Genomic DNA, 12,775 nt, shown 5'->3' with positions numbered 1-12,775 from the left:
CGCATAATCTGCGGAGCATGACATACGATCTCCTCCCTGCCCTCGCGGGCTTTGCCATCGTCACCTCGGTCACACCGGGGCCCAACAACCTCATGCTCATGGCGTCCGGCGTGAATTTCGGCCTGCGCCGAACGCTGCCGCATCTCGCCGGGATCACCAGCGGGTTCGTCGCGATGATTCTGATCCTCGGCGCGGGTCTCGGCGATCTGCTGACCCGCGTCCCGGTGCTGGAGCTTGGGATGAAAATCCTCTCCGCCGCGTTCATCTTTTGGCTCGCCTACAAAATTGCGACCTCGAAACCGCCCCAAGCGCGGGACGAGACGCAGCGCCCGATGCGCTTTTTCGAGGCCGCGGCGTTTCAATGGGTGAACCCGAAATCCTGGGCCATGGCGGTCTCGGCGATCACCACCTACCGCGCGGATGCCTCGCTGACCGGCCTATTGCTCGTCGCGGTGATCTATGGGGCGATCAACGCGCCATTTTGCAGCCTCTGGGCCATCGCGGGTACCGGCCTGCGCCGCGCCCTGCAAAACCCGCAGACGCTACGGGTGTTCAACATAGCGATGGCACTGCTCCTGCTGGTCAGCTTCCTGCCCGTCCTCCTCCACTGACGGCCGGGGGAGCGGCGCGCGGCGCAGATGGCCGCCGCGCGTTAGCCACGCCAAAACCGGCGCGAGCGAAGGGTTTAGCGGCAGGTCTTCAAGTTGCGGCTCATGGAACACGCCAAAGCCCGCGCCCTCTTTCAGACGGATGTCGCTCAGATCATGCGGGAAGCGCCAGAGCCAGCAATGCAGCGCGACTTTCGGGGTCAGCACGCCAAGCGCGCGGCCAATAGGGTTGAGGTCGGAAAGCGCGGGCCGCAGGCCGATTTCCTCCTCCACCTCGCGAACAAGCGCCTCTAGCGGCGTCTCGCCCGCCTCGAACCCGCCGCCAAAAAAGCTCCAGAGACCCGGTGCGGCGATGCCGTCACGCGCTTCCCGAAGCTGCAAAAGGAGCCGCCCATGCCGGTCCACCGGGGCGACCAAAGCCGCCTGGCGAACGGTTTCATCCCACTCGGGCGTCAGCAGCGGAAGGGTCACAAACGGCCCTTGAGCGTCAGCAGATCCTCCCAAGACCCGCGTTTCTGCGCCGGGTTCCGCAGCAACGCCGCCGGGTGCATCATCGGCAGCGCGGGCAGCCCCGCCACCTCCTGCCAATTGCCCCGCAGTTTGGTGATCCCCGGCGGATTTTCCAGCAGCGTCCCGCACGCCGTGTTCCCCATCAGCACCAGAAATTCCGGCTTCGCCAATTCGATATGGCGGAGCGCAAAGGGCCGGAGCATAGCCATCTCGTCCCGCGTCGGTGCGCGGTTCTGAGGCGGCCGCCAATACACCACATTGGTGATATAGAGCGCCTTCATCGGATCATCGGCCGTGCGCGCCAGATCAATCGCCGCGAACATCCGGTCGAGAAGCTGGCCCGCCTGCCCGACAAACGGCTTGCCCAAACGGTCCTCATCCCGGCCCGGGGCTTCGCCGATAATCATGACCCGCGCGCCCGGCTGGCCGTCGCTGACGACCGTGTTGCGAGCGCCCTTCTTCAGCTCGCAGCCCTCAAAGCCGCGGATCGCCGCATCGAGCACATCGAGACTGTCCGCAGCCGTCGCCAAACGCGCCGCCTCAGCCGCCCAGTCCATCCCCGTCTCCACCGGAGGCGGCGGCGCTTCGGCGGGCGGCGGCGCTTTGGCCGCGACCTTCGCCGCCTCAGCCGCGGCAAAGCGATCGACCGGCGCGTCCTCGATGCACGCATCCGCCCCCATCTCCACCTGCCATGCCAGCGCCGCAAGATCGCTCTCGAATCCCATGCCGCTCACCCTACAGCCTGCCGCGCGCCGCGCCAACGGCTTGCCGCAACCCCGATCCGCCGCTATCAGGGAGCCAGCAAAGGGAGGCGTTGATGCTGTCTGTTCCCCACCTTCTCGGGATCGAAGGGCTGACCCAGTCCGATGTCACAACGATTCTTGACCTTGCCGAGCGCTATGTGGACCTCAACCGCAGCCCCGACAAACGCTCCGACGCGCTGCGCGGCCTCACCCAGATCAACATGTTTTTCGAAAACTCGACCCGCACGCAGGCGAGTTTCGAGCTGGCGGGCAAGCGTCTTGGCGCGGATGTCATGAATATGGCGGTGGCGTCGTCCTCGGTGAAAAAGGGCGAAACGCTGATCGACACGGCGATGACCCTGAACGCGATGCAGCCGGATTTGCTGGTCATCCGCCATCCGGACTCCGGCGCGCCGAAACTTCTGGCGGACAAGGTCAATTGCGCCGTTCTCAACGCGGGCGACGGGCGGCACGAGCACCCGACGCAAGCCCTTCTCGACGCGCTCACCATCCGCCGCCGCAAGGGCAAACTCCACCGGCTCACCGTCGCGATCTGCGGCGATGTGGTCCATAGCCGCGTCGCCCGCTCCAACATCCTGCTGCTCGGGCTGATGGAAAACCGGGTGCGCCTCATCGGCCCGTCCACACTCGTCCCGCAAAGTTTCGAAACCCTCGGCTGTGAGATCGCCCGCGATATGCGCGAAGGGCTCGAAGGCGCCGATGTGGTGATGATGCTCCGCCTCCAACGCGAGCGCATGAATGGCGGCTTCATCCCCTCGGCCCGCGAATATTACCACCGCTTCGGCCTCGACGCCGAGAAACTGAGCCACGCCAAAGACGACGCCATCGTCATGCACCCCGGCCCGATGAACCGCGGTGTCGAGATCGACGGGCTGCTCGCTGACGACATCAACCGCTCGGTAATTCAGGAGCAAGTTGAAATGGGCGTCGCCGTGCGGATGGCCGCGATGGATCTGCTGGCGCAGGGCGTGAAGGCACGGAGGGATGCAGCGTGACGGATTTGGAGAAGAGCGAGCTGCTGGTGGCGGAACTTCTCGACTCGCTATCTACGCAAGGCACTAGAATAGAAGTCTATAACCACGCTGAATTTCCGTGGCTGGCTGGTGATCCGGGGCTCTTCAGAAATACGGTACAATGGCTTGCAGAAGAAGGAGTTGTGCGCGCGCTCTGGCACGAGTCGAGCACCATGCGAGACCCAGTAGTTGGCATCGTACTGACCTCATTAGGATTTCAACTTCTCTCACGAAAATTTAAGGGTGAACTGTCGCTCATTGACGCAGCCAAGGAAGTCAGGGACGGAAAGGCATCCTATGCCAATCCTGATGCCGGAGGCTTTGTCGGCGGCATCCTCGGTGGCTTCACGAAATCCATTATGGGGACGCCATGACCACCCTCACCAACGCCCGCCTGATCGACCCTGAAGCCGGAACCGAAACCCTCGGCTGGCTGCGCATCGAAGACGGTAAAATCGCGGAGATCGGCACAGGCGCGCAAACCGGAACCGATTGCGGCGGGCTCTGCGTTGCGCCCGGAATTGTCGATATCGGCGTGAAGGTCGGCGAGCCGGGGGAGCGCCACAAGGAAAGTTACCGCACGGCGGGCCTCGCCGCGGCGGCGGGCGGCGTGACCACCATGGTCGTGCGCCCGGACACGTCGCCCGCCCTCGACGATCCCGAAACCCTCACCTTCACCCTGCGCCGCGCGGCGGAGGAAGCGCCGGTGCATGTCCGCGCTATCGGGGCGCTGACCAAAGGGTGCAAGGGCGCGGAAATGGCCGAGATGGGGTTCTTGCAGGATGCCGGGGCCGTCGCCTTTTCAGATGTCTGGGCGAGCCATGATGCCAAGGCGTTTCTGCGCTGCCTGACCTATGCCGCCGATCTCGGCGCGCTGGTGATCGGCCACCCGCAGGAGCCGTCACTCTCGGCGGGCGCGGTCGCAACCTCGTCGCCCTTTGCCACGCTGCGCGGGCTGTCGGCGGTCTCCCCCAAGGCCGAAGCCATGGGGCTCGCGCATGATCTCGCCCTCGCGGGCATGGCCGGGGCGCGCTATCACGCCGATACGCTCTCAACCGAGGGCGCGCTGCCCGTGCTGCGCCGCGCCCGCGATGAAGGGGTGAAGGTCACGGCGGGCGTCTCGATCCATCACCTGACCCTCAACGAATATGACATTGGTGATTGGCGAACCTTCTTCAAATTCGCTCCGCCCTTGCGCAGCGAAGATGACCGCATGGCGATGGTCGAAGCGCTCGCGGCGGGGGAAATCGACATTATTTCGTCGCTCCACTCGCCGCAGGATGAGGAGAGCAAACGCCTGCCCTTCGCCGAAGCGGCGACCGGTGCGGTTGGCCTCGAAACCATGCTCCCGGCGGCGATGCAGCTTGTCCATGGCGGGCATATCTCGCTGCCGGTTCTCTGGCGTGCGCTGTCGCTCAATCCGGCGAAACTGATCGGGCTGGGCTCGGGCCGCCTCGCTGTCGGCGCGCCCGCCGATCTGGTGCTGTTCGATCCCGACGCGCCCTTCGTCCTCGACCGTGAAACCCTGAAGTCCAAATCGAAAAACACGCCTTATGACGGGCGGCGGATGCAGGGCCGGGTGCGCGGAACATGGGTGGACGGGGTGCGGATTTTCGGAGAAGGTTAACCCATGCAGACACTGATTTTCGTCGTCTATATCGGCCTCTTTCTCATGGGCTATGTGCTGGGTTCAATCCCCTTCGGCCTCGTCGTCGCCCGCGCCTTCGGCCTCGGCGATCTTCGCCAGATCGGCTCCGGCAATATCGGCGCAACCAATGTGCTGCGGACCGGCAACAAACTGGCTGCCCTGCTGACCCTCATCGGCGACAGCGGCAAAGGCGCCTTCGCGGTGCTGATCGCCTATCTCATCGCCCCGGACGGCGCAGCGATTTTCGCCGCCTTCGGCGCGATTCTCGGCCACTGCTTCCCGATCACGCTCGGCTTCAAGGGCGGCAAGGGTGTCGCGACCTTCCTTGGCACGATGCTCGCCCTCTCCTTCCCGGCGGGTCTCGCGGCCTGCGCAACATGGCTCGTCATGGCGGCAATTTTCCGCTTCTCGTCGCTCGCCGCGCTCATGGCCACCGCCACCTCACCCATCTGGATGGCGTGGTTTGGCCCTGAAAACAACGGTGTCTGGGCATTTTTAACCGCGTTGATGGCTTTGCTTGTCTGGGTCCGCCATGCTGATAACATCAAGAGGTTGCGAAACGGCACCGAGACCAAGATCGGCCAGAAGAAGAGCTGAGACCTACCGCCCCGGAAACATCACGACGGAGATCACCATGAATTTTCAAACAGCGGTTAAGACCTGTTTTCAGAAATACGCCACCTTCTCAGGCCGCGCACATCGCCCGGAATTCTGGTGGTTTGTGCTGTTTTCGTTTATTGCCAGCATCGCGTTCACAGCACTCGACTTCATGATGTTCGACACGGCGACTGCTGAGATCGGCGTCTTCAGCACCCTCTTCCAACTTGCGATCCTTTTGCCATCGCTCGCTGTCGGGGCACGGCGACTTCATGACATCGGGAAATCGGGCTGGTGGCAGCTTATCATGCTGATCCCGCTCATCGGGATCATTGTCCTTATCTGGTGGTGGTGCCGCCCGGCGCAGGCGGCTGGCGCGAAATACGGTCCCACGGATGCGGACACCGTGACTCAGGACGATCCTGCACCCGCACCTTACCCGCAAGAGGAAACCGTGGTGCGCCCGTCGGAGCGGACCGACGCGCAGCCGCCGGTCTGATCAGAGCGGCGCAGCGCCGTCGATGGCTTCGGAGATCGACTTGAGACGGCGCTCCAGATCTCGGCTTGCGCGGCGCTTGTGGCGCGATTGCAGGATCAGCCAGAGATAGCCCAACCCGATCAGTTGCACGCCCATGACGACGAGCAGCCCGAGCATCGGGTTGGTCGTCCCTGCGAGCGCAAGGCCGAGCATCACCTCGACCACCAGCGCAGCCGCAAAGATCGCCAGCGCCGCGAGTTCAAAACCGCTAAGAAATTTCTGCCGCATAACCCCCTCCGCAGCTTATTCACAATTGAATAAACTTGCACGAGAAGGGATTAAGACTTCGTAACCAAAGAGGACACGACTTTAGTCGAGGCGATCGAGCTTCTGGTTAATTTCACGGATATTCTTATAAATACCGACGGCGATGAAAAATATGCCGCCGAGCATGATGGCATAGAGGGGCGCACCGATGATGAGGCCCCAACCACTTGGATCGCCCTGTGAGATCATGGCCAAGCCGCCAACGACACCGATGACGGCCACGAGCAGCATGACAAGTCAGATGATGATGTCGAACGTCCTAATGACAAAGTCGCGCATGAATACTCCTTAGTAACTATAATCCCGGAAGATGTTGCTCAGATCGCCGTTCCATGGCCCGTGATATTTCGTGAGCAGTTCGCAGGACGGGCTTTGACCGGTTTCGACAACCTCTTCCAGCGCATTGAGAAAATGCGTTTCATCGGCAACGAGACCGCCCGCGCCGGTCCGGGCGCGGCGCTTCAGGCCTTCGCGGGCGATGCCGACCATTTCGCGGGCGAGATCGTGCATTTTCACGCCGCCGACTTCCGCCTGGATCCCCCAGATGCCGGCAGCAAGCCGCCAGTCCGTGCGGGTCGCAGCGGTCCAATCCTTGGCGAGATCCCAGGCCGCGTTCAGGCAATCTTCATCATACATCACCCCGACCCAGAGCGCCGGGAGCGCGCAGAGCCGCCGCCAGGGGCCGCCATCCGCGCCGCGCATCTCCATGAATTTCTTGATCCGCGCCTCAGGGAAGATCGTGGTGAGATGGTCCGCCCAGTCCGACAGGGTCGGCACCTCGCCGGGCAGCGCCGGGAGTTTGCCGTCCAGAAAATCGCGGAAGGACTGGCCGAGCGCATCGACATATTCGCCGTTGCGATAGACGAAATACATCGGCACATCGAGGGCGTAATCGACATAGCGCTCGAAGCCCATCCCGTCCTCGAACACGAAGGGTAGCATCCCGGTGCGGTCGTGATCCGTGTCCTGCCAGATGCGGGCGCGCCAGCTTTTCCAGCCGGTCGGGCGGTTCTCGAAAAAGGGCGAATTGGCGAAGAGCGCCGTCGCGACCGGTTGCAAGGCCAACGCGACGCGGAATTTCTGCACCATATCCGCTTCGGAGGCGAAGTCGAGATTCACCTGAACCGTGCAGCTGCGATACATCATCTGCGTGCCGTGGCTGCCAACCTGCCCCATATAGCGGGTCATCAGGCGGTAACGGCCCTTGGGCATTTGCGGCATGTCGCTCGCCGTCCATGTCGGGGCCGCGCCGAGGCCGATAAAGCCCGCGCCGATCTCGTCAGCGATCTCGCGCACCTCGCGCAGATGGCTGTTCACCTCGTCGCAGGTCTCGTGGATCGTCTCCAGCGGCGCGCCGGAAAGCTCCAGCTGCCCGCCCGGCTCCAGCGAGACATTCGCGCCGTTTTTCTCCAGCCCAATCAGATGGCCCGCCTCTTCCACGGGCGACCAGCCAAACCGATCCCGCAGACCTTCCAGCATGGTGCGGATCGACGCTTTGCCCTCATAGGGCAGCGGCATCAGGTTGTCGGCCTGATAGCCGAATTTCTCATGCTCCGTGCCAATGCGCCAATCCTCCTTGGGCTTGCAGCCCGCTTCCAGATATTCGGCGAGTTGGGTCTTGCTGGTGATCGGGCCGCCACCTTGCTGGGGGATGGACATGAGAGCCTCCGTGTCTCGTTTCTTCGGGCTTAGAAGGGCGCGGCGTTCAGTGCAAGCGCGGATAATCGCGGCTCGCCGTGCCGCTGCGCGCGCCGAGCGGTTTTTGCCAAACCATCACTGGCCGATGCGCCTTGCGGCTCCTTGCCTCACGCTGTGCATCGGCGAGTTTGTCCCATGACAGGCCCGGCAGGCGCAGGAAGGCATCGAGCAGCGCATCGGCCCCATCCGCGCCAATCGGGATGGCCAGAACCGTCTCGCGATCCGAGAGGCGCCATGCCCCATCGACCAGATCCACGGCGCGGATTTCGTCAATGGCAAGGCTCCCGCCCTCATGCGGGCCCATATAGGAAATGCGGCCTTCCGAAATGCGGACGAGGCCGGGGCCAAGCGCGTCCGGTAGCGCCCGCGCCTTCAGCCAGCCGAGCCAGATGAGCGTGAGGCCAAGCAGCGTCGCCGCCGCGCCGAGCGCTTCGAGAATCCAGCCGCCGCGCGTGTAGGTCCAGACACCAAAGGCCAGCACCACCGCGCCGCCGATCATGTCGCGCCATCGGCGGAGCTTGCGGCGCATTTCGGGGCGGATCATGTCCAGTCTCCGAGGCGGCTTTGCCACAGGGTGAGCGCCGCCACCGCTGCCGTGTCCGCACGCAGGATGCGCGGGCCGAGGGAAACGGAATGGGTGAAATCAAGGCTGCGGAGCCTATCGAGTTCGGCGGGCGAGAAGCCGCCTTCGGGGCCGATGAGGATCGCCCAAGGTCCGGGCGTATCGGGCAGAGCCGCCGCCGCGCCGCCATTCACCTCGGCCAAAGTCTCGTCGCAAAACATGAGTTTGCGCGCCGGATCCCACGCCGCCAGCAGTTTCGACAGCGGCTTGAGATCATCGACGGGCGGCACATAAGTGCCGCCACATTGCTCCGCCGCCTCGACCGCATGGGCCTGCAAACGGTCCTGACGGATGCGCTCGGCGTTGGTGTGATCGGTCTGCACCGGGCAAATCCGCGCCGCGCCCATTTCAGCGGCTTTCTCGACGATGAAATCGGTGCGGGCTTTTTTGATGGGCGCAAACAGCAGCCACAGATCCGGCGGCATCCGTTGCGGCGCGGATTGGGTAAGGCAGCGCAGCGTGCCGCCCCGTTTGCCCGCCTGCACGACCTCCGCCTGCCATTCGCCATCGCGGCCATTGAAGAGCGCAACCCGCGCGCCCTCGCTCTGCCGCATCACGCCAAAAAGGTAATGCGCCTGATCGCGGCCCAGCGAAACCTCGACCCCCTCCGCAAGCGTTGCCTCGACATGAAGCCGTATTTTTGCCACATCTGCCATGCGATCAACATAAGCCCGCTTCGGGCGGAGGAAAGAGCCAGATGACAGATTCGGCGCAAAACGCCCCGCAGGATGCGATTGCCGATGCCTATACCGGCAACTGGGTGGACCACCGCGCGCCTGCCGCGCTGCGCCCCTATTTCCGGCTCTCGCGCCTCGATCGGCCCATTGGGACATGGCTGCTCCTCCTGCCCTGCTGGTGGGGGCTGGCGCTCGCGACGATCGAAACCGGGCCGCGGCTGGAGGATTTGTGGATCGCCATCGGCTGCGGGCTTGGCGCGATCCTGATGCGCGGCGCGGGCTGCACATGGAACGACATCACGGACCGCAAGATCGACGGCTCGGTCACACGCACGGCCCGCCGCCCGATTCCGTCCGGCGCGGTCAGCGTGTTTCAGGCGCTGCTCTGGATGGCCGCGCAATGCGCGCTGGCGCTCCTGATCCTCGTCACCTTCGACCGCGCGGCGATCCTGCTCGGCCTCTTCTCGATGGCCCCGGTGGTCATTTATCCCTTCGCCAAGCGCTTTACCTGGTGGCCACAAGTCTTTCTCGGCATTGCCTTTAACTGGGGCGCGCTTCTCGCCTATGCCGCGCATAAAGGGAGCCTCGGCTGGCCTGCGATCCTGCTCTATCTCGCCGGGATCTGCTGGACCCTCTTCTACGACACGATCTACGCCCATCAGGACGCGGAGGACGACGCGCTGATCGGCGTCAAATCCACCGCCCGCCTTTTCGGGGAAGACAGCCCCAAATGGCTCGCGGATTTCGGGACCGGCGCGGTCCTCCTTATGGCCGCCGCGATCCTCGCCGCCGGAGAGCCAATCGCCCTCATCGCCCCCATTGGCTTCGCCGTGCATCTCATCTGGCAATGGCGCGTTCTCGACATCCATGACGGGGATATCTGCCTCAAACTCTTCCGTTCCAACCGCGATGCCGGGCTGATCGCCGCCGGGCTTCTCGCCCTGATCGCGCTCTTCTGAGCATTTTGCGCGCGGCTCGCGCTTGAAGGCTGCGCAGCAAACACCTATTCCATGCACACGGAATTACAGACGGATCCTTCATGCGCGTTCTTTCATCCCTGTTCTTTGTCTCCGCAATGGCGGGGTCGGCAGCCCTTGCATGGTATGGTGCCGACTGGGCCATGGATGAGCTTGAGACGCGGACCGAGGATGAATTGAGCACAGCGCTCTCGCGGGGCTATCCATGGGCGAGCGTTTCGGCGGACGGGCTGATGGTGCGCCTGACCGGCGAGGCCCCAAGCGAGGCGGACCGCATGAATGCGCGCGAACTACTCAACCAGCATATCAGCGCGGCGCGGGTCGATGATGGCGTGACCGTCGCGCCGAAAGTGGAGATCCCGGAGCCGGATTTTGTGTTGGAAATTCTGCGCCAGAACGGGCGGTTATCGCTGATCGGGCTGGTGCCGCAGGAGGCCGGGCGCGAGCTGCTGATGGCGCGGCTCGACGATATTGACGGCACGGACATCACGGACATGCTCGAAAGCGTCGATTACCAGCCGCCCGAGGGCTGGACGGGCGCGGTCGATCTCGCGACCCGCGCCGCCGCGATCCTGCCGCGCTCTCGCATTTCGGCCACGCCGGATGAGGTCACGATCACCGCGACGCTCGACAGCAATGAGGATCGTGCCGCCGTGGAGGAACAGCTTTACGCGCTGGAGCAAAGCGGCGTGACGCTGAACCTCTCGCTCTCGACGCCGCCCGCCGTGGTCGCGCCGTTTACCCTGTCGGTTGTGAAAGATGCAGACGGGCTGGAGATCGAGACCTGCCACGCCGCCACTTCGGACGAGGCGGCACAAATCCGCAGCGCGCTGAAGCTGGCAGGGGATGAGGGGCAGATCTGCACCATCGCCCTTGGCAGTCCCGATCCGAATTGGGGCAGCGTTGCCGAAGCTGCCATTGGCGCGCTCGCTAAACTGGAAGCCGGACGGCTCGACATGCGCGATCTGGAGGTGAAGCTTGCCGGGGTTCAGGGTGGCGACCGCACGGCCTTTGACGAGATCTCGAAAACCCTCGCCAAGACCCTGCCCGAACCGTTCGATCTGTCGCTGACCCGCCCTGCGCCCGTCGAGCTTGATGTTGAAAACGGGCCGAAAATCACCCTCACCCGCGCGGCCAATGGCGATGTGACCATGAAAGGCCCGATCCGCGACGACCTCTCCGCCGAGGCGGTTGAAGGGTTCGCTGCGTCGGTCTTCGGCGCGGTTCCGATCCACACCAGTTTCACCCCGACCGATGGCCTACCCGAGGGCTGGAACAAACGCATCTTCGCCGCGAGCGAAGCGCTCTCGCTGGCCAAAACCGGCACGGCGGAACTGACCAATGACCACATCACCATCGTGGCACGCGACACGGACAGCACCGTCGCGCCGCTGATGGATGCGTTTCTGCGCGATGCGTTCGGGCCCGAAAACTACACGCTCGACGCGGCGGTGGACCCGGAACTTTACCGCGTCTTCGGCTCACCCGAGGCGGATGAATGCTCCTTCCAGATCAAAGCGCTGCTCGATCTCGATCCGCTGCAATTCGAGGTCGCCGAAGCGCGGCTTGCCCCGCAAAGTGAGCCGACCGTGGGCCAGATCGCCGAGATCCTGAAAACCTGTCCCTATGGCCGCTTCGAGGTCGCGGGCTACACCGACAATCAGGGCGATGCGGAGTATAACCGCGAACTGAGCCAGTCCCGCGCCGAGGCGGTGCGTGAGGGTCTGCTGCTGCGCGGCGTGGAACTGATGGAGCTTCAGGCGCGCGGCTACGGGCAGGACGATCCGATCGCCGATAACGAGACCGAAGAGGGCCGTGCGCAAAACCGGCGCATCGAGATCCGGCAAATGGAGGCCGATAATGGATAGAGACGAGCTGACATGGATTGTCGCGGGCGGCATTTTCGCGGCCATCGTGCTGGGGTGGATCCTGCATTGGATCTATTCGATGCTCGCGCATCCGCACCGCAAGGAAGCGCAGACGGCGGAACTCGCGACGCGGCTCCATGATGCCGAAGAAGCGCTCACCGAAGCGCGCCAGCAGGCGCAAAAGCTGGAAGCGGATATGAATTTCCGGCTTGGCCAGAAGCAGGCGGAATATGATGCGGCGATGGAAGCGCTGGAGGAGGCGCGGCTGCAAACCTCGCGCCTTTTGGGCGAGTTGCAGCAGCGCCGCTGATCAGTCGATTTTCAGGAACGGCTTGGCTTTGCGGAAGTAATCATAGCCGGTCACGACCGTCAGCACGGCGGCGATATTGAGCAGCAGCACGCCCATATAAAGCCCGTTCACCGTCGCCAGCCGCAGATAATCCTGATCCGGCGAGAGCACACTGCCCGATCCGCCCATCTTCGCCCGCGCGGTGAAGTTCATCGCAATCGAGAAGAGCAGCACCGAGATCGCCACCATCTGCGAGGTGGTTTTCCATTTCGCCAGTTTGGTAACTTGCAACTTGCCCGCATCGGCGCCCAAGAATTCGCGTAGACCAGAGACAAACACTTCGCGCAGCAGGATAAACGCCGCCGGGATGATGATCCACGGATTGCCCGCCGAGAAGCCCATTACCACCGCCAGCGCCGTAATCACCATCGCCTTGTCGGCAATCGGGTCGAGCATCGCGCCAAGGGGGCTGACGACCTGCCATTTGCGGGCCAGATAGCCGTCGAGAAAATCCGTTGCCGAGGCCGCGACGAAGAGAAAGAGCGCGATCCAGCCCGCCCAGACCGGCGGCACAATCACGAAAATGATCGCCACCATCGGCGCCGCGATCAGCCGCAAAACTGTCAGGATCATCGGTAAATTGGCGAGCATCTCGGGTCTCCTTTGCGGGCGCAGCCTAGCGCGGGTTGGGGGCGGAGA

Annotated in this window: 17 protein-coding genes; 9 read left to right on the top strand and 8 right to left on the bottom strand. The window is 63.7% G+C overall.

Features of this window, described 5'->3' with window-relative positions:
* Window positions 1-17: 17 nt before the first annotated feature.
* Window positions 18-611 (top strand): LysE family translocator, encoded by a 594-nt coding sequence (locus ACMA5I_RS02975; RefSeq protein WP_525884748.1) that lies wholly within the window; start codon window positions 18-20, stop codon window positions 609-611.
* Here ACMA5I_RS02975 and ACMA5I_RS02970 read toward each other — a convergent pair.
* Window positions 543-1,079: an NUDIX domain-containing protein gene (locus ACMA5I_RS02970; protein ID WP_525884747.1), complete on the bottom strand. Its 537-nt coding sequence runs from the start codon at window positions 1,077-1,079 to the stop codon at window positions 543-545. The genes ACMA5I_RS02975 and ACMA5I_RS02970 overlap by 69 nt on opposite strands.
* Entirely contained in the window at window positions 1,076-1,852 is a 777-nt protein-coding gene (locus ACMA5I_RS02965) for a uracil-DNA glycosylase (RefSeq protein WP_525884746.1), read from the bottom strand. Before ACMA5I_RS02965 ends, ACMA5I_RS02970 begins: the two co-directional genes overlap by 4 nt.
* Window positions 1,853-1,935: 83 nt before the next feature.
* On the opposite strand from ACMA5I_RS02965, the gene ACMA5I_RS02960 reads away from it, so the two are divergent.
* The 5 genes from ACMA5I_RS02960 to ACMA5I_RS02940 are packed head-to-tail and all read left to right on the top strand — an operon-like array spanning window position 1,936 to window position 5,639.
* Window positions 1,936-2,877, top strand: a complete 942-nt coding sequence (locus ACMA5I_RS02960; protein ID WP_525884745.1) for an aspartate carbamoyltransferase catalytic subunit — start codon at window positions 1,936-1,938, stop codon at window positions 2,875-2,877.
* On the top strand, window positions 2,874-3,269 hold the full coding sequence (locus ACMA5I_RS02955; protein ID WP_525884744.1) for a hypothetical protein: 396 nt from the start codon (window positions 2,874-2,876) through the stop codon (window positions 3,267-3,269). Before ACMA5I_RS02960 ends, ACMA5I_RS02955 begins: the two co-directional genes overlap by 4 nt.
* The gene (locus ACMA5I_RS02950; RefSeq protein ID WP_525884743.1) at window positions 3,266-4,522 is read left to right on the top strand and encodes a dihydroorotase; all 1,257 of its coding nucleotides are present in this window, start codon (window positions 3,266-3,268) and stop codon (window positions 4,520-4,522) included. Before ACMA5I_RS02955 ends, ACMA5I_RS02950 begins: the two co-directional genes overlap by 4 nt.
* A 3-nt stretch (window positions 4,523-4,525) precedes the next feature.
* Window positions 4,526-5,140: a glycerol-3-phosphate 1-O-acyltransferase PlsY gene (gene plsY, locus ACMA5I_RS02945; protein ID WP_525884742.1), complete on the top strand. Its 615-nt coding sequence runs from the start codon at window positions 4,526-4,528 to the stop codon at window positions 5,138-5,140.
* A gap of 37 nt (window positions 5,141-5,177) precedes the next feature.
* On the top strand, window positions 5,178-5,639 hold the full coding sequence (locus tag ACMA5I_RS02940) for a DUF805 domain-containing protein (RefSeq protein WP_525884741.1): 462 nt from the start codon (window positions 5,178-5,180) through the stop codon (window positions 5,637-5,639).
* Here ACMA5I_RS02940 and ACMA5I_RS02935 read toward each other — a convergent pair whose 3' ends face one another.
* The 5 genes from ACMA5I_RS02935 to ACMA5I_RS02915 all read right to left on the bottom strand — a co-directional run bounded on the left by ACMA5I_RS02935 (window position 5,640) and on the right by ACMA5I_RS02915 (window position 8,921).
* Window positions 5,640-5,906, bottom strand: a complete 267-nt coding sequence (locus ACMA5I_RS02935; protein WP_525884740.1) for a hypothetical protein — start codon at window positions 5,904-5,906, stop codon at window positions 5,640-5,642.
* An 81-nt stretch (window positions 5,907-5,987) separates the two neighbouring features.
* Window positions 5,988-6,176 (bottom strand): hypothetical protein, encoded by a 189-nt coding sequence (locus ACMA5I_RS02930; RefSeq protein WP_525884739.1) that lies wholly within the window; start codon window positions 6,174-6,176, stop codon window positions 5,988-5,990.
* Window positions 6,177-6,233: 57 nt separating this feature from the next.
* The gene (locus ACMA5I_RS02925) at window positions 6,234-7,604 is read right to left on the bottom strand and encodes a glutamate--cysteine ligase (protein ID WP_525884738.1); all 1,371 of its coding nucleotides are present in this window, start codon (window positions 7,602-7,604) and stop codon (window positions 6,234-6,236) included.
* A gap of 46 nt (window positions 7,605-7,650) precedes the next feature.
* Window positions 7,651-8,187: a hypothetical protein gene (locus ACMA5I_RS02920; RefSeq protein ID WP_525884737.1), complete on the bottom strand. Its 537-nt coding sequence runs from the start codon at window positions 8,185-8,187 to the stop codon at window positions 7,651-7,653.
* Complete coding sequence (locus tag ACMA5I_RS02915) at window positions 8,184-8,921, bottom strand: 16S rRNA (uracil(1498)-N(3))-methyltransferase (RefSeq protein WP_525884736.1); 738 nt, start codon at window positions 8,919-8,921, stop codon at window positions 8,184-8,186. The genes ACMA5I_RS02920 and ACMA5I_RS02915 overlap by 4 nt, the downstream gene beginning before the upstream one ends.
* A 41-nt stretch (window positions 8,922-8,962) precedes the next feature.
* Here ACMA5I_RS02915 and ubiA point away from each other — a divergent pair, with 41 nt between their 5' ends.
* From ubiA to ACMA5I_RS02900, 3 genes are all read left to right on the top strand, one after another.
* Complete coding sequence (ubiA, locus tag ACMA5I_RS02910) at window positions 8,963-9,901, top strand: 4-hydroxybenzoate octaprenyltransferase (RefSeq protein WP_525884735.1); 939 nt, start codon at window positions 8,963-8,965, stop codon at window positions 9,899-9,901.
* Window positions 9,902-10,017: 116 nt separating this feature from the next.
* The gene (locus ACMA5I_RS02905; RefSeq protein ID WP_525884734.1) at window positions 10,018-11,787 is read left to right on the top strand and encodes an OmpA family protein; all 1,770 of its coding nucleotides are present in this window, start codon (window positions 10,018-10,020) and stop codon (window positions 11,785-11,787) included.
* Window positions 11,780-12,097, top strand: coding sequence for a hypothetical protein (locus tag ACMA5I_RS02900; protein ID WP_525884733.1), 318 nt, complete (start codon window positions 11,780-11,782; stop codon window positions 12,095-12,097). Before ACMA5I_RS02905 ends, ACMA5I_RS02900 begins: the two co-directional genes overlap by 8 nt.
* Here ACMA5I_RS02900 and pgsA read toward each other — a convergent pair whose 3' ends face one another.
* On the bottom strand, window positions 12,098-12,727 hold the full coding sequence (gene pgsA, locus ACMA5I_RS02895) for a CDP-diacylglycerol--glycerol-3-phosphate 3-phosphatidyltransferase (protein ID WP_525884732.1): 630 nt from the start codon (window positions 12,725-12,727) through the stop codon (window positions 12,098-12,100).
* Window positions 12,728-12,775: the final 48 nt, after the last annotated feature.

Origin of the sequence: Jujubicoccus corallicola (assembly GCF_047345645.1) — a bacterium.
Lineage (GTDB): Bacteria > Pseudomonadota > Alphaproteobacteria > Rhodobacterales > Rhodobacteraceae > JBLEFH01.
Note: the sequence above shows the minus strand (reverse complement) of the source record. Positions and strands in the feature narration are given on the sequence as shown.